General features: G+C 71.0%; 23 protein-coding genes. 13 read left to right on the top strand and 10 right to left on the bottom strand.

The features are described from left to right. Positions 1-54: 54 nt before the first annotated feature. Together VFZ39_RS06595 and VFZ39_RS06590 are read right to left on the bottom strand one after the other, a co-directional pair. Positions 55-288: an acyl-CoA carboxylase epsilon subunit gene (locus VFZ39_RS06595; protein ID WP_330864939.1), complete on the bottom strand. Its 234-nt coding sequence runs from the start codon at positions 286-288 to the stop codon at positions 55-57. Further along, on the bottom strand, positions 285-1,925 hold the full coding sequence (locus tag VFZ39_RS06590) for an acyl-CoA carboxylase subunit beta (protein ID WP_330864938.1): 1,641 nt from the start codon (positions 1,923-1,925) through the stop codon (positions 285-287). Before VFZ39_RS06590 ends, VFZ39_RS06595 begins: the two co-directional genes overlap by 4 nt. Here VFZ39_RS06590 and VFZ39_RS06585 point away from each other — a divergent pair. The 8 genes from VFZ39_RS06585 to VFZ39_RS06550 all read left to right on the top strand — a co-directional run bounded on the left by VFZ39_RS06585 (position 1,924) and on the right by VFZ39_RS06550 (position 8,336). Beyond that, entirely contained in the window at positions 1,924-2,688 is a 765-nt protein-coding gene (locus VFZ39_RS06585) for a biotin--[acetyl-CoA-carboxylase] ligase (protein ID WP_330864937.1), read from the top strand. The two genes, VFZ39_RS06590 and VFZ39_RS06585, sit on opposite strands and share 2 nt — an antisense overlap. Before the next feature lie 12 nt (positions 2,689-2,700). Beyond that, positions 2,701-3,225: a PH domain-containing protein gene (locus tag VFZ39_RS06580; RefSeq protein WP_330864936.1), complete on the top strand. Its 525-nt coding sequence runs from the start codon at positions 2,701-2,703 to the stop codon at positions 3,223-3,225. Then, complete coding sequence (locus tag VFZ39_RS06575) at positions 3,215-4,210, top strand: adenylate/guanylate cyclase domain-containing protein (RefSeq protein ID WP_330864935.1); 996 nt, start codon at positions 3,215-3,217, stop codon at positions 4,208-4,210. Before VFZ39_RS06580 ends, VFZ39_RS06575 begins: the two co-directional genes overlap by 11 nt. Before the next feature lie 84 nt (positions 4,211-4,294). Further along, on the top strand, positions 4,295-4,630 hold the full coding sequence (locus tag VFZ39_RS06570) for a winged helix-turn-helix domain-containing protein (RefSeq protein ID WP_330864934.1): 336 nt from the start codon (positions 4,295-4,297) through the stop codon (positions 4,628-4,630). Positions 4,631-4,700: 70 nt separating this feature from the next. Beyond that, entirely contained in the window at positions 4,701-5,804 is a 1,104-nt protein-coding gene (locus VFZ39_RS06565) for a 5-(carboxyamino)imidazole ribonucleotide synthase (protein WP_414690266.1), read from the top strand. A gap of 35 nt (positions 5,805-5,839) precedes the next feature. Next, positions 5,840-6,967, top strand: coding sequence for a heparan-alpha-glucosaminide N-acetyltransferase domain-containing protein (locus VFZ39_RS06560; RefSeq protein WP_330864932.1), 1,128 nt, complete (start codon positions 5,840-5,842; stop codon positions 6,965-6,967). A 10-nt stretch (positions 6,968-6,977) separates the two neighbouring features. After that, positions 6,978-7,481, top strand: a complete 504-nt coding sequence (gene purE / locus VFZ39_RS06555) for a 5-(carboxyamino)imidazole ribonucleotide mutase (protein ID WP_330864931.1) — start codon at positions 6,978-6,980, stop codon at positions 7,479-7,481. Positions 7,482-7,550: 69 nt separating this feature from the next. Further along, positions 7,551-8,336 carry an META domain-containing protein gene (locus VFZ39_RS06550; RefSeq protein ID WP_330864930.1) on the top strand — a complete coding sequence of 262 codons (786 nt, stop codon included), beginning with the start codon at positions 7,551-7,553 and terminating at the stop codon, positions 8,334-8,336. 12 nt (positions 8,337-8,348) lie between these two features. On the opposite strand, the gene arfB is transcribed toward VFZ39_RS06550, so the two are convergent. Beyond that, positions 8,349-8,771, bottom strand: a complete 423-nt coding sequence (gene arfB, locus VFZ39_RS06545; RefSeq protein ID WP_330864929.1) for an alternative ribosome rescue aminoacyl-tRNA hydrolase ArfB — start codon at positions 8,769-8,771, stop codon at positions 8,349-8,351. A 1-nt stretch (position 8,772) separates the two neighbouring features. After that, positions 8,773-9,183 carry a CoA-binding protein gene (locus VFZ39_RS06540; RefSeq protein ID WP_330864928.1) on the bottom strand — a complete coding sequence of 137 codons (411 nt, stop codon included), beginning with the start codon at positions 9,181-9,183 and terminating at the stop codon, positions 8,773-8,775. A 58-nt stretch (positions 9,184-9,241) separates the two neighbouring features. On the opposite strand from VFZ39_RS06540, the gene VFZ39_RS06535 reads away from it, so the two are divergent. After that, positions 9,242-10,426, top strand: a complete 1,185-nt coding sequence (locus VFZ39_RS06535) for an acyl-CoA dehydrogenase family protein (RefSeq protein ID WP_330864927.1) — start codon at positions 9,242-9,244, stop codon at positions 10,424-10,426. 6 nt (positions 10,427-10,432) lie between these two features. Here VFZ39_RS06535 and VFZ39_RS06530 read toward each other — a convergent pair whose 3' ends face one another. Further along, positions 10,433-11,128, bottom strand: coding sequence for a GAF and ANTAR domain-containing protein (locus VFZ39_RS06530; protein WP_330864926.1), 696 nt, complete (start codon positions 11,126-11,128; stop codon positions 10,433-10,435). Between the two features lie 338 nt (positions 11,129-11,466). Between VFZ39_RS06530 and VFZ39_RS06525 the strand changes: the two genes are divergently transcribed. Continuing rightward, a complete protein-coding gene (locus VFZ39_RS06525) occupies positions 11,467-11,829 on the top strand; it encodes a DUF6916 family protein (protein ID WP_330864925.1) in 363 nt (120 codons plus the stop codon). A gap of 78 nt (positions 11,830-11,907) precedes the next feature. Here the strand turns inward: VFZ39_RS06525 and VFZ39_RS06520 are convergent, their stop codons facing one another. From VFZ39_RS06520 to VFZ39_RS06500, 5 genes are all read right to left on the bottom strand, one after another. Further along, positions 11,908-13,083: an alcohol dehydrogenase catalytic domain-containing protein gene (locus VFZ39_RS06520; protein ID WP_330864924.1), complete on the bottom strand. Its 1,176-nt coding sequence runs from the start codon at positions 13,081-13,083 to the stop codon at positions 11,908-11,910. A 109-nt stretch (positions 13,084-13,192) separates the two neighbouring features. Continuing rightward, positions 13,193-13,702, bottom strand: coding sequence for a hypothetical protein (locus VFZ39_RS06515; protein WP_330864923.1), 510 nt, complete (start codon positions 13,700-13,702; stop codon positions 13,193-13,195). A gap of 68 nt (positions 13,703-13,770) precedes the next feature. Then, complete coding sequence (locus VFZ39_RS06510; RefSeq protein WP_330864922.1) at positions 13,771-14,427, bottom strand: response regulator transcription factor; 657 nt, start codon at positions 14,425-14,427, stop codon at positions 13,771-13,773. 77 nt (positions 14,428-14,504) lie between these two features. Further along, the gene (locus VFZ39_RS06505) at positions 14,505-15,311 is read right to left on the bottom strand and encodes a SigB/SigF/SigG family RNA polymerase sigma factor (RefSeq protein WP_330864921.1); all 807 of its coding nucleotides are present in this window, start codon (positions 15,309-15,311) and stop codon (positions 14,505-14,507) included. A 201-nt stretch (positions 15,312-15,512) separates the two neighbouring features. Beyond that, on the bottom strand, positions 15,513-16,184 hold the full coding sequence (locus VFZ39_RS06500; protein ID WP_330864920.1) for an HAD family hydrolase: 672 nt from the start codon (positions 16,182-16,184) through the stop codon (positions 15,513-15,515). A gap of 111 nt (positions 16,185-16,295) precedes the next feature. Between VFZ39_RS06500 and VFZ39_RS06495 the strand changes: the two genes are divergently transcribed. Genes VFZ39_RS06495 through paaK form a run of 3 tightly spaced genes read left to right on the top strand, consistent with a single transcriptional unit; the run spans position 16,296 to position 18,360 of the window. Then, entirely contained in the window at positions 16,296-16,631 is a 336-nt protein-coding gene (locus VFZ39_RS06495) for a plasmid stabilization protein (protein ID WP_330864919.1), read from the top strand. Between the two features lie 32 nt (positions 16,632-16,663). Then, the gene (paaI, locus tag VFZ39_RS06490) at positions 16,664-17,092 is read left to right on the top strand and encodes a hydroxyphenylacetyl-CoA thioesterase PaaI (RefSeq protein ID WP_330864918.1); all 429 of its coding nucleotides are present in this window, start codon (positions 16,664-16,666) and stop codon (positions 17,090-17,092) included. Further along, the gene (gene paaK, locus VFZ39_RS06485) at positions 17,089-18,360 is read left to right on the top strand and encodes a phenylacetate--CoA ligase PaaK (protein WP_330864916.1); all 1,272 of its coding nucleotides are present in this window, start codon (positions 17,089-17,091) and stop codon (positions 18,358-18,360) included. Before paaI ends, paaK begins: the two co-directional genes overlap by 4 nt. Positions 18,361-18,366 lie beyond the last annotated feature (6 nt).

Here is an 18,366-nt window from a genome sequence, read left to right as displayed (position 1 = left end):
CAGGGCGCACTTTCAGGCACACGCCGCGGCAAGCAGCTGTGTCAGGCCGCTGCGTCAGGAGCCGCGGCCGCGGTGCTTGGGCAGGCCGGAGGAGCGCCAGCCGCCAGGGCCGTGCGAGTAGAAGGGGCGTACCTGCCGGTAGGGGCTGTTCCACTCCGTACGCCGCCGCTTGGCCGGTTCGGCGTCGGACCCGGCGGCCGCCAGGACGGCGACCAGGGCCGCGATCTCCTCCGGCGTGGTGTCGGGGGTGATGACGCGCAGCGTGGGGACGTCCGGCTCGACGGTCACAGCGGGATGTTCCCGTGCTTCTTGGCCGGCAGCACCTCACGCTTGGAGCGGAGCAGCCGCAGCGCCTTGACGATCTCCAGTCGGGTCTCGTGCGGGGAGATCACCGCGTCGACGTACCCGCGCTCGGCGGCGATGTAGGGGTTGGCCAGCGTGTCCTCGTATTCCTGGATCAGCTCGGCACGCTTGGCCTCCACGTCACCACCCTCGCCCTCGACGGCAGCGAGTGTCTTGCGGTGCAGGATGTTCGCCGCGCCCTGGGCGCCCATCACCGCGATCTGGGCGGTGGGCCAGGCGACGTTCATGTCGGCACCGAGGTGCTTGGAACCCATCACGTCGTACGCGCCGCCGTAGGCCTTGCGGGTGATCACCGTGACCAGCGGGACGGTCGCCTCGGCGTAGGCGTAGATCAGCTTCGCGCCCCGGCGGATGATCCCGTCCCACTCCTGGTCGGTGCCCGGCAGGAAGCCGGGTACGTCGACGAACGTGACGACCGGGATGTTGAAGGCGTCGCAGAACCGCACGAACCGGGCCGCCTTCTCCGACGCGTCGATGTCGAGGGTGCCGGCGAATTGCAGCGGCTGGTTGGCGACCACGCCGACCGAGTGCCCCTCGACCCGCCCGAACCCGACCACGATGTTCGGGGCGAACATCGACTGCACCTCGAGGAACTCCTCGTCGTCGAGCACGGCCGTGATCGCGTCGTGCATGTCGTAGGGCTGGTTGGGCGAGTCGGGGATCAGGGTGTCGAGAGTGCGGTCGAGCTCCGTGAACTCGGGCTCCACCGTTTCGTCGTACGTCGGGCCCTCGTCGAGGTTGTTCTGCGGTAGGAACGACAACAGCGCCTTGACGTACTCGATGGCGTCCTCCTCGTCGGAGCCCATGTAGTGGGCGTTGCCCGACTTGGTGTTGTGGGTGCGCGCGCCACCGAGATCCTCCATCGTGACGTCCTCACCGGTCACGGTCTTGATCACGTCGGGACCGGTGATGAACATCGCGGAGGTCTGGTCGACCATGACCGTGAAGTCGGTGACGGCGGGGGAGTAGACGTGACCGCCGGCGCAGTTGCCCATGATCAGGCTGATCTGGGGGATCACGCCGGAGGCGTGGACGTTGCGGCGGAAGATCTCGCCGTAGAGACCCAGCGAGACGACCCCCTCCTGGATCCGGGCGCCGGCGCCCTCGTTGATGCCGATGATCGGGCAGCCGGTCTTGATGGCGAGGTCCATCACCTTGGTTATCTTCTCGCCGTGGACCTCACCCAGGGAGCCGCCGAAGACCGTGAAGTCCTGGGAGAACACGCAGGTCTGGCGGCCGTCGATGGTGCCGTAGCCGGTCACCACGCCGTCGCCGTACGGGCGGTTCGTCTCCAGTCCGAAGGCCGTCGACCGGTGTCGTGCCAGCTCGTCGAGCTCCACGAACGAGCCCTCGTCGAAGAGCAGCTCGATCCGCTCCCGCGCGGTCTTGCGTCCCTTCGCGTGCTGCTTCTCGACCGCCTTGGCCGACCCGGCGTGGATCGCCTCGTCGAGCCGCCGCTCGAGATCCTCCAGCTTCCCCGCGGTGGTATGGATGTCGATGTCGGTCGGGACGTCGGTGCCTTCACCGGGATGTGCGCTCACCCGTGTCAATGTAGTGCCCATGGTGGCTCCCGCGCGCCCGCCCCTCGACTCGACCCGGCTCGCCGAGCACGGGATCGGGGTGCTGCCGGCGACCGGCTCGACCAACGCCGTGGTGGCCGACCTGGCGCGGGACGGCGCGCCCGGCTGGACGGTCGTCGTGACCGAGCACCAGACCGCCGGCCGTGGCCGGCTCGACCGGACCTGGGACACCCCGGACCGGGCGGCACTGACGTTCTCGACGCTGCTCCGCCCGAGTGTCGCTGGTGGTGAGTGGCCGTGGTTGCCCCTGCTCGCGGGCGTCGCCGTCGCCGGCGCGCTCCGGGAGGCCGGGGTGCCGGCCACGCTCAAGTGGCCCAACGACGTGCTGATCGGGGGTCGCAAGACCGCGGGCATCCTCGCCGAGCGGCTCGAGACCCCGACCGGTCCGGCCGCGGTGGTGGGGATCGGCCTCAACGTCCACCAGCGGGTGGACGAGCTGCCGGTGCCGACCGCGACCTCCGTCGAGCACGCGACCGGGGCCGCACCCGACCGCACTGACCTGCTGCTCGACATCCTGTCGCGGCTCCGACGCCAGTACGACGCCTGGTCGGTCGGTGGCGGCGCTGCCGTGCGCCCGGCGTACGTGGCTGCGTGCGAGACGATCGGCCAGGACGTGCGGGTTGCCCTGCCGGGCGACGAGGACCTGACCGGACCGGCCACGGACGTCGACCAGGTGGGGCGGCTCGTGGTCGCGGGACGGCCGATCGCGGCCGGCGACGTGGTGCACGTGCGGCCGACCGAGTGACATGATCGGCTCGTGGCCATCAACCCCAAGCTTCTCAACGAGGGCGAGAACGTCGTCGTGTCCACGCGGACGCACCCGAAGGTGCTGCTTCGGCCGCTGCTCGTGCTGGTGGTGATCCTCGCGGTCGCGGTGGTCCTCAACGGGCTCGGATCCGGTGACGCGGCCGACATCATGCGCCTCGTCGTGTGGATCATCGCGGCGCTGGCGATCCTGTGGTTCGTGGTGCGGCCGGTGGTCACGTGGGCCACCACGACCTACACCTTCACGAACCGGCGTTTCATGAAGCGCTCGGGGTTCATCGCCAAGGAGGGCCGCACGATCCCGCTCAACCGGATCAGCGGCGTCGACTTCGAGATCGGCGTGGTCGACCGGCTCTTCGGGTGCGGCACCCTGGTCGTGACCGACGCCAGTGAGCACGGCCACGTGCTGCTGCACGACATCCCGCGGGTGGAGCAGGTTCAGAAGACGGTCGCCGCCGAGCTCGACCGCTCGGCGGGCCGCGGCCCGGCGCCGCACCGCGCGGACGATGGCACCTGAGGAGGATCCAGAGACCCGCCCCGACCGGGACTCCCTGTCGCGGGCCGTCCTCGGCGAGGAGCCGATCCACAACGCCCTGGAGGTCGCTGACGAGACCGGCGTGACCATCGAGGAGCTGCGCCGGCTGTGGCGGGCGCTGGGGTTCCCGGAGGCCGGGACCGAGGTCGCGTTCACGCGGGCCGACGCGGAGGCGGTCTCGACGCTGACCGACATCGTCGAGACCGGCGCCATCGACTTCGACATGGCGGTGATGCTGACCCGCGCGGTGGGTCAGACCATGGCCCGGCTGGCCGACTGGGAGGTCGCCACGCTGGTCACCCGGGTCGAGGAGCTCGAACGCGGAGACGAGGCCACCGGTTCGCGGACCGGCTCCGCGCTGCGACTTCTCGAGGAGGTCAACACGCCCTTCGAGGAGCTGATGATCTACGCCTGGCGTCGCCACCTGGCGGCGGCCGTGGCGCGGATCCAGGCCCTCGGCGCGAGCGAGTCCGACCTCCACACCACGCAGGTCACGGTGGGCTTCGCCGACATCGTCGGCTTCACCGCCCTTTCCAACGAGGTCTCGCGGTCGCGCCTCGGGGAGATCGTGGAGACATTCGAGTCCCGGTGCGCCGACGTCGTCGCGAGCCGCCGGGGCCGGGTGATCAAGAGCATCGGCGACTCAGTGCTGTTCGTGAACGACGATCCCATCGCGGCGTACGACACGGCCGAGGGGATCATCAACGTGGTCGGCCGCGACCACCGACTACCGGAGGTCAGGGTCGGGCTCGCCAGCGGAGCGGTCGAGATGCGGCTCGGTGACGTGTTCGGCCCGCCGGTCAACATGGCCGCCCGGCTCACCGGGGTGGCGCGGCGCAACCGCATCATCATCGACCAGGAGACCGCCGACCTGCTGCCCGACGACCAGTTCGAGACCCGGCGGCTGCCGGCCCGGCCGGTCCGGGGGTTCGGCCTGGTCGAGCCGCTGACGGTCCGGCGACACTGAGCTCGAGCTCCCGACCTGCAGCGTGTTCATCAACAAAATCCGCGTTTCCGCACGCGCGAGCCCGCGGATTCCTACCGTGTTGACGTGCTGACCGTGCAGAACGTGCGACTGGACCCTGCCGCGCGCCGGGTCTGGGTGGGTCCCCAGGAGGTCGTCTTCTCCCGCAAGGAGTTCGACCTTCTGCACGCCCTCATGTCCCGAGCCGGTCAGCTGGTCACGCGTGACGAGCTGATGCGCGACGTCTGGGACACCACGTTCTGGACCTCCTCGAAGACCATCGACGTCCATCTGGGATGGGTACGCCGCAAGCTCGGTGACGACAGCCGTCGGCCCCGGCTGATCACGACCGTCCGCGGCCAGGGGCTGCGGTTCGAGGCCGAGGACCTCACCGCTCCGGCCCGGCGCAAGGGCATGCCCTAGCCTCTGCTGGGTGTCGCACCCAGGTCAAGCTCCGCTGCTCGCGATCGTCGGCGGCGGCCAGCTCGCCCGGATGCTGGCGGAGCCGGCGGCTGCGCTCGGCCTGCCGTTGCGGCTGCTCGCCGAGGCCGAGGGGATGTCGGCGGCCCAGGTGATCCCCGACCACGTCGTTGGTGACTACCGCGACCTCTCCACCCTCCGGTCGGTGACCGAGGGCTGCCAGGTCGTCACGTTCGACCACGAGCATGTCCCGACCGAGCACCTGCGGGCGCTGGCTGCCGACGGGCTCGCCGTCCGCCCGGGCCCGGACGCGCTGGTGCACGCCCAGGACAAGGCCGTGATGCGGGCGAAGCTGGGCGAGCTCGGGATCCCGTGCCCCCGGAACACGGTCGTCGCGTCCGTCGCCGACGTGGAGGCGTTCGGGTTCCCGTGCGTGCTCAAGACCACCCGCGGCGGGTACGACGGCAAGGGCGTGTGGTTCGTGAGCTCGGCCGAGCAGTGCGCCGAGCCGTTCGACTCCGCCGCGGCGTCCGGGGTCGCACTGCTCGCGGAGGAGCGGGTCGACTTCCGACGTGAGCTCTCGGCGCTGGCGGTCCGTTCGCCGAGCGGCCAGGCGGCGGCGTACCCCGTCGTGAGCTCGACCCAGCGGGACGGGATCTGCCACGAGGTGATCGCCCCGGCCCCGGACCTCGACCCCGACCTCGCCGGCGAGGCGCAACGGATCGCGCTCACGGTCGCCCGCGAGCTCGGCGTCACCGGCGTGCTGGCGGTCGAGCTCTTCGAGACCACCGACGGCCGCGTGCTCGTCAACGAGCTCGCGATGCGTCCGCACAACACCGGTCACTGGACGCAAGACGGCGCGGTCACCTCCCAGTTCGAGAACCACCTCCGCGCGGTCCTCGACCTGCCGCTGGGAGCGCCCCACCCGCGCGCGCGGTGGACGGTGATGGTCAACATCCTCGGCGGCCCCGATGGCGTCGGGCGGTTGTACGACGGCTACCCCCACGCGCTGGCGCGCGACCCGCGGCTGCGGGTGCACCTCTACGGCAAGGAGCTCCGGCCGGGCCGCAAGGTCGGGCACGTGAACGCCTACGGCAATGATCTCGACGACTGCTTGGAGCGGGCGCGGCACGCGGCCGCCTGGTTCCGCGGGGACCTCGGCAACGACAGCGAGTAGCCGGTCGAGTTGCCAGGTTCTGGGACGCTGGTGCCATGGCGCAAACCCTCGCCCGGACCGTGGCCGCACCGCGGCAGCGCGGCGAGCGACTGGTCGGCCTGGACGTCGCCCGCTGCCTCGCGCTGCTGGGCATGGTGTCGACCCACGTGCTGGCCCCGGTCGACGAGCAGGGCGAGATCACATGGACCCAGGACCTCGCCGGCGGCCGCGCGTCCGCGCTGTTCGCGTTGCTCGCCGGGGTGTCGCTCGCGCTGCTCTCGGGACGGCGTACGCCGCCCACCGGCCGGGCTCGCTGGGTAGCGGTCCGAGCGCTCGCCGTTCGCGCCCTGCTGATCGCAGCGATCGGTCTCACGTTGGGGATGCTCGACAGCGGCCTGGCGGTGATCCTCACCTACTACGGCGTGATGTTCCTGCTGGCGCTGCCGTTCATCGGCCTGCGGGCTCGCTCCCTGGCGCTGCTGGCGGCGGCCTGGGTCGTGGTGGTGCCGGTGCTGTCACACCTGGTGCGGCCCTCGTTGCCCGCCCCCCGTGGCGACAACGCCGCGTGGGGACAGCTGAGCGACCCGGTGCCGATGCTGTGGGAGCTGCTGCTCACCGGCTACTACCCGGCGTTGCCCTGGCTGGCCTACCTGTTCGCCGGCATGGCGCTGGGCCGCAGCGACCTGGCGCGGCGCTCGGTCCAAGTGGGGCTGCTGGTGGGCGGCGTCGCTCTTGCGGTGGGCACGACCTGGCTGTCGGACCGGCTGACCGCGGACCGCTTCACTTCGCAGGAGCTCTCGGAGGCTGGGTTCGGCATGTACGGCACGACGCCGGCCGGCGGCAGTGCGGACTACCTGCTGCTGGTGGCACCGCACAGCGCGACGCCGTTCGACCTCGCGCAGACGATCGGCAGCTCGCTGGCGGTGATCGGCGGATGTCTGGTGCTGCTGTCGCTGCTGCCGCCCACGGGCGCGCGGTTCATGGCGGTGCTGTTCGGTGCCGGCACCATGACCCTCAGCCTCTACTCGCTGCACGTCTGGATGAGGACTGACGGCGTGTGGCCGCCGGAGGAGGAGTGGTCGATGTTCTGGTACGTCCTGATCCTCGGCGTGATCGGTGCGGTGTTCGCCGTGGCGCGCGTGCGCGGGCCGCTGGAAGCCGTGGTCGCCCGGATCGCCCGCTAGGTTGATCGGCATGACCGCACGCGTGGGCATCGTGATGGGCTCCGACTCCGACTGGCCGGTGATGCAGGCAGCGGGGGAGGCGCTCTCGGAGTTCGGGATCGAGTTCGAGGCGGACGTCGTCTCTGCCCACCGGATGCCCGAGGAGATGCTCGACTGGGGCAAGGCGGCCGCCGGCCGGGGGATCCAGGTCATCATCGCCGGGGCCGGCGGGGCTGCCCACCTGCCCGGGATGCTCGCGTCCGTGACGCCGCTACCGGTGATCGGCGTTCCGGTGCCGCTGAAGCACCTCGACGGCCTGGACTCGCTGCTGTCGATCGTGCAGATGCCGGCCGGGGTGCCGGTCGCCACCGTCGCGGTCGGCGGTGCCCGCAACGCCGGCCTGCTCGCCGTACGCATCCTCGCGGCGAGCGACCCCGACCTGCAGCAGCAGATGACCGACTTCCAGCAGCAGCTGAAGTCCTCGGCGCAGGCCAAGGGTGCCGTGGTCCGTGGCGAGCGTCGGGTCGGTTTCTAGCGGCGGCGTGCCGAAGGTTTCCCCGCCCAAGCGGGGGAACCAGCGGGCACGGGCGGACGTCGAACCGGCATGATCGGACGCCTCGCAGGCATCGCCCTCCTCCTCATCGTCGTGGCGGCCTGCGGCGACGAGCCGGGAGCCGTTCCGGACGAGAACGCGACGCCGACTCCCGAGCTGCCCGCCGGGGACTACATCGCGACACAGCTGCCCGAGCCGTTCTCGGCCGGAGACCAGCTGCTGTTCTCGTTCACCCAGGACGGCGTCAGCTTCTCGGCCACCTGCAACCGGATGACGGGCAACGCGGAGGTCGTGGACGGCGTCCTGCACGTCTCATCGGTGGGAGGGACGGAGATGGGCTGCCCCGGGGCGGGGCACGAGCAGGACGAGTGGCTGGTCGACTTCTTCACGGGGTCGCCGCAGCTCGAGCACGAGGACGTCGGCTTCACGTTGACGACGGACGACGTCATGCTGCGGTTCCTGGACCCCGACGCGGTCTCCGACGACGTCGAGCTGGAGGGGACTGCCTGGACCCTGGCGGGCATCGAGGAGACCGACGGTGACGCGATCGGGCTGTCGGTGATACCGCCGCCCGTCGACGCCGGCGTCCGCATCGAGGGCGGGAAGCTGTTCGTGCGCACGGGCTGCAACCGCGGCAGCGCGTCGGTCACCGTCGGGGAGCATCGCCTCGAGCTCGGTCCGCTGGCCCTCACCAAGATGGCGTGCGCCGGGGCCGCGGGCGACGCCGAGCGCGGTGTGCTCCAGGTGCTGGATCGCCGCGAGGTGGAGTGGGGCATCACCGGCACCCAGCTGCGCCTGACGTATGGCGACCGCGCCCTCATCTTCGACGCGGAGTGAGCCCGCAGGCGGTCAGTCGGCGGAGCCCCTGACCCGGCCGCGGAGCGCCTTGGTCTCGCCGCGGCGACGCTTTGCCTCCACCCGGCGTCGCCGCGACGCCTTCGACGGCTTGGTCGGCACCCGTGGAGCAGGGGGCGGGGTCAGCGCCTCCCGGATGGTCGCCGCTAGCCGCTGCCGCGCGGCGGCGCGGTTGCGGTGCTGGGAGCGGTGCTCCGACGCGACGATCCGCACCGTGCCCACGCGGGCAGCCTGGGCAGGGGTCAGCACGGTCGACGCGGCCCCGTCGAAGACCAGCTCCACCCGGCTGTCGGTGGTGTTCACCGACTGCCCGCCCGGCCCCGAGGACCGGCTGAAGCGCTCCTCCAGCTCGGCGGCCGGGATCACCAGCCCGTGAGGGAGCCCCGGCCCCGCCGGCACGCGCAGGTCGACCGGCATGTCAGCGTTGTCGGTCCCACTCGATCGCCGGGCAGGTGTCCATCACCATCGGCACCCCCGCGTCCGCCGTACGACGGAACGCGGCGTGGTCGACGACGCCGAGCTGGAACCACACACCGCGCGCGCCGATCTTCACCGCCTGGTCGGCGAACGCTCCCGCGAACTCCGAGCGGCGGAACACGTCGACGACGTCGATCGGGAAGGGCACATCGGCCAGCGTCGCGTACCCCTGCTCACCGTGCACGACCGGTGCGTTCGGGTGGATCGGCACGATCCGCTTGCCCTTCCGCTGCAGCAGCGCGGCGATCCGGAAGGCCGTGCGCGAGGGATTGCCCGAGAGCCCGACCACCGCCCAGGTCTCGGTGTCGTCGAGCAGGAAGCGGATGGTCTCGGGGTCCAACCAGTCGGCCACATCGCCAGTGTGACCCACGTCGTGGGGCGGCGGGAACCCGCGTCCTACACTCCGCTTCATGACCGGCTCGACGAACGACTTCCCGCTCTTCGCGCTCTCCGAGGAGCACCAGGCGATCCGTGAGGCGGTGCGCGCCGTCTGCGACGCGAAGGTGGCGCCGTACGCCGCCGAGGTCGACGAGGAGGCCCGCTACCCGCACGAGGCGGCGGAGGCGTTGCTGGCGGCCGACTTCCACGCGCCGCACGTCCCGGAGGAGTACGGCGGGGCCGGCGCCGACGCGCTGGCGACCTGCCTGGTGATCGAGGAGGTGGCGCGCGCCTGCGTGAGCTCGAGCCTGATCCCCGCGGTCAACAAGCTGGGGTCGCTGCCGCTGCAGCTCGCCGGCTCCGAGGAGCTGAAGAAGACCTACCTGACCAAGCTCGCCGCGGGGGAGGGCGGGTTCTCCTACTGCCTCTCCGAGCCCGACGCCGGCTCCGACGCCGGCGGCATGACGTGCCGCGCGGAGCGCGACGGCGACGGCTGGGTCCTCAACGGCGTGAAGCGGTGGATCACCAACGCCGAGGAGTCGGAGTACTACACGGTGATGGCCGTGACCGACCCCGAGAAGCGCACCCGCGGGGGTATCAGCGCGTTCGTCGTCGAGAAGTCCGACGAGGGCGTCTCCTTCGGGGCGCCGGAGAAGAAGCTCGGCATCAAGGGCAGCCCCACCAAGGAGGTCTACCTCGACAACGTGCGGATCCCTGGTGACCGGCTGATCGGGTCCGAGGGTGAGGGCTTCTCGATCGCGATGCGCACCCTCGACCACACCCGCGTCACGATCGCGGCCCAGGCGGTCGGCGTCGCGCAGGGCGCGCTCGACTACGCACTCGACTACGCCCAGGAGCGGCAGCAGTTCGGGAAGTCGATCGCCGAGTTCCAGGGACTCCAGTTCATGCTCGCCGACATGGGCATGAAGGTGGAGGCCGCGCGACAGCTCACGTACGCCGCGGCCGGTCGGTCCGAGCGCGGTGACCGGGACCTCACGTTCATCGGCGCGGCCGCCAAGTGCTTCGCCTCCGACACCGCGATGGAGGTCACCACCAACGCGGTGCAGATCCTCGGCGGTTACGGCTACACCCGCGACTACCCGGTCGAGCGGATGATGCGCGACGCCAAGATCACCCAGATCTACGAGGGCACCAACCAGGTGCAGCGGATCGTGATGGCACGGCAGCTGCTCGCCGGGATCCAGTCGCAGCTCTGATCCCTGTCAGCTCCGGATCGCGTGGGTGCGCTCGACCTCCTCCACCAGGTCGCTGGCGACGACGCGCACCTTGCGGTTGGCCTCGCTGGCCTGGCGGACGAGATAGGTGAACGCCTCGGCCTGTGTCATGCCGAAGCGTTCCATCGTGATCCCGATCGCGGTGCCGATCAGGGTCCGGGAGCCGATCGCCGTGTGCAGCTGCTCCGCCTTCTGCATGTGGCCGAGGGCGAGGCCGGCATGCACCGCGAAGTGCTCGGCGACACCGATCGAGCCGGCGTCGATCTCCTCGTGGGTGGTGGAGTGCAGGTTGAGGCAGACGAACCCATTCGTGTCGCTGTGAAGGCGAACGCCGAGCTGGGACAGCAGGCCGCGCGTGGCTGCCTTGCCGATGTACCGGGGCCAGCGCTGCTCGTGCGGGGCGTGTCGAACCGCCACGACCTCGTCCTCCTTCGACGCGGTGACACAGGGCCCCTCGCGCGCCTCGGACTGGATCGCGTCGAACTCACGAGCGAGGTCGGTGGTCGCCGCGAGCGTCTCCAGCGTCTGAGATCGGCTGACACGTGAGACGCTGACGTGCTCGAACTCTGGCAGGCACCGCCGCGCCTGCCGGACGATCTCCTCCAAGGCGGCTGTAGCGTCCTCCTGCGTCCCGATGGCGACGGCAGCCTCGGTCACCGCTTCCAGCGCATCCGGCTCACTCACCCGTTCCCCTCCCCTTCGCCTCCGATCCTCACCCTTGAGGGTGAGACAAGGGTTCCAAACCAGGGAAGGGGGTGTCTACACCTAGTTGGGTGGGTACGCCCCAAGAGAGGTCCTCGACCACTCCGGAGTGTTCGGCGACCAGGTCCGGGCGTTCAAGACCAGTGGGCGTCCGGACCGCCTTGCCCGTGAGGGACTCCTGAGCACCTGACCAGTTGGCCACGTCGTATGGACCGATCGGGCCATTTCCGGCGATTCCGACCTGCGGTGGCCCTGCCCTGGCCCAGAGTGGACCCCGAGCACTCGATCGGGGGATCGGGTGAGCGCGCCGAGGGGGCGAGATGGAGACTGGTACCACGGAGCCGACGTGGGACGTGCTGGTCAGGTTGGTCGGCCGTCGCGTCGTCGTCGCGTCCGCCGACGGCCGCGGGGAGGTTCCGCTCACGGTCGCGGACGTCACCGACGCCGTGACCTGCGACGGCTGGACGACGTTCACCGCGACCCTGGTCGGCACCTCTGACGGTCGGCTGGTCGCCCCCGGTCGGTACGACGTCACCGTCGACGACTCACGCTTCGGCATGACCCTCACCTGGATCAGGCGCGGCCGCACCCACCAGCACTACCAGGCCACGTTCATCCAGCCGGTGCCGGAGGCAAACCCCCCAGGTCGCTGCGCCGGTGGGACGACCCGAGCGGTCAGCTGACGCTCGCCCCCCTCGTCCCACCGGGCGCGGCGGACCACCTGCTCAGCCATGGGTCCGTCTCCGGGGAGAGGTCCGATGTCACGGCGTGAAGAGCGCCTTCACCATGCCGTCGGACTTGTCGCGGAACGTCGCGTACGCCTTGGGTGCGTCCTCGAGCGGCAACCGGTGGGTCGCGAAGGACTCCACGCCCAGGACGTCCTCGTCCTGCTCGAGCACGGCGAGGATGTCGCTGCTCCAGCGACGCACGTTCGCCTGCCCCATGCGGAGCTGGATCTGCTTGTCGAACAGCTGCAGCATCGGCATCGGGCTGGCTGCTCCGCCGTAGACCCCCACCACGGAGATGGTTCCGCCGCGCCGGACGCACTCGATCGCGAGGTGCAGGGCGGCCAGGCGGTCGACGCCGGCGGTGGTCATGACGGTTCCCTGCCACTGCTTCGGGAGGAGCCGCAGGGCCTTCTGACCCATCTCGGCCACCGGCGACCCGTGAGCCTCCATACCGACCGCGTCGATCACCGAGTCCGGCCCGCGCCCGTCAGTCAGGGCGCGGACCCGGTCGGGGACCTCGTCGCCGGACTGCAGGATCTCGGCACCGCGACCGGCCACCCGGGCCAGTCGTTCCTGGATCGGGTCGACGGCGATCACCCGGATCCCGCGCGAGAGCGCGATCCGGCACGCCATGTCGCCGATCGGTCCCACCCCGACGACGAGCAGTGTTCCGCCGTCGGGCACGGCGGCGTACTCGACGGCCTGCCACGCCGTGGGCAGTACGTCGGACAGGTAGACGAAGCGCTCGTCCGGCGGCCCCTCCGGTACGACGATCGGCAGGGTGTCGGCGAACGGGACCCGCATCGCCTCCGCCTGACCGCCGGGGACCTGGCCGTACAGGACGCTGTAACCGAACAGGGAGGCACCGGTGCCGTGCTCGCGGTTCTGCGTGGTCTCGCACTGGCTGTGCAGGCCCTGGCTGCACATCCAGCAGGTGCCGCAGCTGACGTTGAACGGGACGACGACCCGGTCGCCGGCCGCGAGGTCACGCACACCCGGTCCGACCTCCTCGACGACGCCCATCGGCTCGTGTCCGACGATGTCGCCGGGGGTCATGAACGGAGTCAGCGGGTCGTAGAGGTGCAGGTCCGAGCCGCAGAGCCCGGTCGTCGTGATCCGGACGATCGCGTCCGTGGGCTCCTCGATCACGGGATCGGGCACGTCCTCGACGCGCATGTCCTTGCGCCCCTGCCAGGTGACTGCTCGCACGATTTCCTGCTTCCCGCGGGCGTCCCGCATGTGAAGGTCGTCGACGCGACAGCGGTACCCAGGTGCCAGGACGCCATGCACACACAGGGCACACAGCGGTGCACCCGGTTCACGCGTCGGCGGCTGCCTCCGACAGCTGCTGGAGCGCGACGTTCAGCATCACGTCGTACTCGTGGCCCAGGTACGCGTCCGCACGGCCCTCCCAGAGCCGGACCGCCTCCCCCAGGACGGCGCGCTGAGGCGCGCTGAGGTAGCCGTTCGAGGGGGCGACGGATGCCTCGACGTGCTGGAGGAAGGCGGCCCGAGCCCGGACCCAGGCCGCGGCGACGTCCGCATCGTCGCCGTCGGCCTCGGCGCCCTCGATTGCTTCCACGATCGGTCGGAGACCGCCCGGGGGGTCGGCGGTCACTGGTCCGACCAGGACGTGCTCGAGGGCTTCGTGAACGGCGAGCCGTCGACGGACGAGCAGGCTGACGTCGAGCCGCGCCGAGCCGGTGAGCGCTGAGATCCGCAGCAGCTCCTCACCCAGCTCGGCGTGCTGTCGACGCACCACGTCCACCACGTCGTCCCACGTGGACGCGCCGTCAGCCAGCTCCTGCTCACGCCACGACTCAGTCATCACGCCGGCTTGTACCCGCTGGGGCAGGCGCGCATGCGCGCGGGCTAGACCGGTTTGTCGGACCCGGCTCAGCCGGTCAGGGCGGCGTCCTCGGGGAACTCGTCGAGGTAGCCGTTGCGGACACCCCACAGGACGGCTTGGGAGCGCGTCGTGACCCCCATCTTGCGGTACGCCGTACGGATGTAGGTCTTGACCGAGTTGATGCTCAGGCAGGACTCCCGCGCAATGCTGAAGTTGTCGAAGCCCTGGGTGATCAACGAGACGACCTCTGCCTCGCGGGGCGTGAGCAGGGTGGACGGAGCGGGACGCCGGCCCCGGTTCGTCCGGGTTCCGCAGTCGACCACGATCCGGCCCCGGTGGATGGCTTCCAGCGCCACCACCAGGTCGCGCGCCGGCAGGCTCTTGGCGAGGCATCCGCCGGCGCCGTCGGCCAGTGCCAGCTGCACGAGGTCCGGCCGGGGGTTCCAGGTGTAGGTGACCACTCGCGCCCCGTCTCCGGAGTGGCGCGCCGCGTCGTGTCGCCGCGCCGTGGTCACCGACGGGGCGAGCGAGTCGAACAGAACGAGGTCCACCTCGGCCGCGGGCCGGCCGTCGGGTCCCGGCGGGATCACGGTGACGCGATGGGCGAAGGGAGCGAGCATGTCGGCGAATCCTCGCGTGACGAGCTCGCACTCATGGACCAGCGCGACACGGACCGGGGTGTGGTGGGACGGTGACTCGTTCATGGCGGCCCTGTACCCCTAGGGGTGGGATCCATGCCTGATCCCGAGCGGCGCCCCGCCCGAGCGGGGGGCCGAGCCGGCTAGCTGGCGGCCATGTGCGGGGGGTCCTCGAGGGCCGTCCGGAGCTCGCCGAGGATGCGGGACAGGATCCGCGAGACCTGCATCTGGGTCACCCCGATGTCCTCGCCGATCTCGCGCTGGGTGCGGTCCTCGAAGAACCGCAGCCGCAGGATGCGACGGTCGCGCTCACCGAGCTGCTGGACGACCGGCGCGAGGACGATCCTCGCCTCCGCCGGGGCATGCCCCTCGTCGGCCCCGGCGAGCAGGTCGCCGAGCGACGTGGCGCGGTCCTCGCCGACGGGACGGTCCAGTGAGGTGGGCACGAAGCACCCCTCGGCACCCAGCGCCTCCTCGACGTCGGCGCGGGACTCGTTCAGCTCCTCCGCCAGCTCGCCGGCGGTGGGCGATCGACCCAGTCGGCTGGTCAGATCCATCTGGACCTCGGCCACCCGTCCCTGCAGCTCTTGGATCCGACGCGGCGGCCGGACCGTCCAGCCGCGGTCGCGGAAGTGCCGGCGGAGCTCGCCGCGCACTGTCGGTACGGCGAACGCGAGGAAGTCGTGACCGCTGTCGGGGTCGAAGCGGTCGACCGCCTTCACCAGGGCGAGGTAGGCCACCTGCTCCAGGTCCTCCAGGTCGAGCCCTCGGTCGCGGTAGCGGTGGGCCAGCGAGCGGGCCACGCACAAGTTGAGCTCCACGATCTCGCCGCGGAGGCGGTGACGTTCGTCGTCGTCGGGGGTATCCCTCAGACGGGCGAAGAGCTGATCGGTGCGCGCGGCTCGATCGGGGGTTTCCGGTGGTGGGGTGAATGAAGCGGTGGCAGTCATGGTGACCTCGTGGTCTGAGCCCGACCCGCAGGTCGGAAGCTGAACTGCCGTCGTCTCCAGCAGCGCATCACTCGAGGGAGCGCCGGTGGCTTCAGCCCGGCCCTCGAAGGCCGGTGCGACGGGACTGCCGTCGTTGGGCTGACCATAACCCCGTTTGTCGCGCTGTGCCAAGTGCATCGGCACGGAATGGGGCTGGTGGGGCTATGCGGGCGCGATCACGTGGTCGAGATGGGCGAGCAGGTCTGCGGGGTCGGCGAACACCCAGGCGGCACCCGCCTCGCGGAGCAGCTGCTCGGGAACGCCCCCGCTCAGGACGCAGATCGTGAGCATCCCGGCGCGGCGGCCGGCCTCGACGTCCCAGACGGAGTCGCCGACGAGGATGCTCGACGATCCGTGCACCCGGTCGATCGCGGCCTCCAGCAGCTCGGGATCCGGCTTGGACTCCTCCGCGTCCTCGGCGGTGGTCGCCGCGTCGACGCTGCGATCCGCGTCGAGCAGCCGGAACGCCCGCTCGGCGTGCCGAGGGATGGCCGAGCTCGCCAGCACCACCCGGAGTCCGCGTTGCCGAAGCGCCTCGATCAGCTCGCGCGACCCGGGCAGCAGGCCCGGTTCGTCCAGCATCTCGTCGTACGCCTTCTCCCAGGCGGAGCGGATCTCGTCACCATGTCGCTGCTCGGCGTCGTCCCCTGCGGCAGCCGCGACCAGCCGGTCGCCGCCCATCCCGATCTGCCGGTGGATCCGGGCGCAGGGCACGTCGTACCCGTTGTGCTTGAAGGCGCGCTGCCAGGCGACGGTGTGGTGGTACGTCGAGTCCAGGAGGGTGCCGTCGATGTCGAGGACGACAGTGTCGACGGTCGCTGGTCGTGCAGTCATGGGCTCCTCCGGTGGGGGTCGAGGGTCGTACCCGGCGGGCCGAAGAGGCATGCGTGAGACGGAGGTGATCGGGTACGCCGGACAACGAGCACGACCCGGACGAGCTCGGAGGTGATAGACGTGCCGCAGCAGGCGTGGAACGAGAAGCGCGAACGGCAGTACGAACACATCAAGGAAGGTCTCGAGGACCGCGGTCGCGGCGAGGACGAAGCTGAGGAGATCGCCGCCCGCACGGTGAACAAGGAGCGGGCGCGCAGTGGGGAGTCGAAGCAGCGCAGCAAGACCTCCACACAGGACATCTCCTCGTCCCGGCGCGGCGGCCTGCGATCCCACCGCGGCAGTGGCGGCCGGACCAAGGCGCAGCTGTACGAGGAGGCCAAGCAGCAGAACATCAAGGGTCGCTCCTCGATGTCCAAGGCCGAGCTGGAGCGCGCGGTCGGCCGCTGACCGCACCGCCGCGATCCGGCATGATCGCGGGCATGACTCCCGAGGAGCTCGCGCGGCGGAGTGCCGACGCGATGTGGGCGGAGGACCGCGCCAGCCAGGCGCTCGGTATGGAGCTGGCCGCGGTCGGTCCGGGCCGGGCGGTGCTGACGATGACCGTGCGCGAGGACATGGTCAACGGTCACGCGATCGGCCACGGCGGCCTGACGTTCGCGCTGGCGGACAGCGCGTTCGCCTTCGCCTGCAACTCCTACAACCGGCGTACCGTCGCGGCGGGCGCGGAGATCCGGTTCCGCCGCCCCACCCGGCTCGGCGACGAGCTGGTCGCCACCGCGACCGAGCGCGCGGTCGACGGCCGTGACGGCGTGTACGACGTGACGGTGACCGTCGGCGACGACGTCGTCGCGGAGTTCGTCGGCCGCTCGCGAGAGATCGGAGGGGCCGTGTGGGAGGACTCGTCGTGAGCGGCGAGGTGCCGCGGCTCGACCGCGGCGAGCTGGAGGCGCTGCAGCTCGAGCGACTCCGGGAGTCCCTCCAGCGGGCGGTGCGGGTGCCTCACTACGCCGCTGCGTTTCGCGAGGCCGGCCTCGATCCTGGAGACGTCACCAGCCTGGCCGACCTGGCGCGGTTCCCCTTCACCACCAAGGCCGACCTGCGCGACAACTACCCGTACGGCATGTTCGCGGTGCCGCGTGAGGAGGTGGCGCGCGTCCACGCCTCCAGCGGCACGACCGGCAAGCCGACCGTCGTCGGCTACACCCGGGAGGACCTCGACACCTGGGCGGAGGTGATGGCCAGGTCGATCCGCGTCGCGGGCGGTCGGCCGGGCGACGTCGTGCACGTCGCCTACGGCTACGGGTTGTTCACCGGCGGCCTCGGCGCCCACTACGGCGCGGAGCGGCTGGGCTGCACGGTGGTGCCGGTCAGCGGGGGCATGACCGAACGACAGGTGCAGCTGATCGTGGACTTCCGGCCGCGCGTGATCATGGTGACGCCGTCGTACTTCCTCGCGATCCTGGACGAGATGGAGGCGCAGGGCGTGGACCCGCGCGACACCGGTCTCGAGATCGGGATCTTCGGTGCGGAGCCCTGGACCGACGAGATGCGGCGGGCGGTCGAGGACCGGTCGGGCATCCGGGCCGTGGACATCTACGGGTTGTCGGAGGTGATGGGCCCCGGGGTCAGTCAGGAGGCGGGCGAGACGCAGGACGGGCTGCACATCTGGGAGGACCACTTCCTGCCGGAGATCGTCGACCCGGTCACGCTCGAGCCGTTGCCGGACGGCGAGGAGGGCGAGCTGGTCTTCACCAGCCTCAGCAAGCAGGCCATGCCCGTGGTGCGCTATCGGACCCGCGACCTCACCACCCTGTTGCCCGGCACCGCCTACCCGGCCTTCCGCCGGATGGCGAAGGTCACCGGCCGCACCGACGACTTGATGATCGTGCGCGGCGTGAACGTGTACCCGAGCCAGGTCGAGGAGCAGATCCTCACGATCGAGGGACTGTCTCCCCACTACCTGTGCGTGCTGACCCGACCCGGGAACCTCGACGAGCTGACGGTGCGCGTGGAGTCCGCCGACCACCTCACGGCCGAGGCCGGCGACGCCCTGGGCGCTCGGCTCGCCGACCGCGTGAAGAACCGGATCGGCGTCTCCGCGCGGGTCGAGGTGGTGCCACCGGGCGCCCTGGAGCGGTCGCTCGGCAAGGCGAAGCGGATCAGCGACCAACGCTGAGCGTCT

Source organism: Nocardioides sp., assembly GCF_036374615.1.
Classification (GTDB): domain Bacteria; phylum Actinomycetota; class Actinomycetes; order Propionibacteriales; family Nocardioidaceae; genus Nocardioides.
The sequence above is the reverse complement of the archived record's forward strand: the minus strand, read 5'-3'. Positions and strand labels throughout refer to the sequence as shown.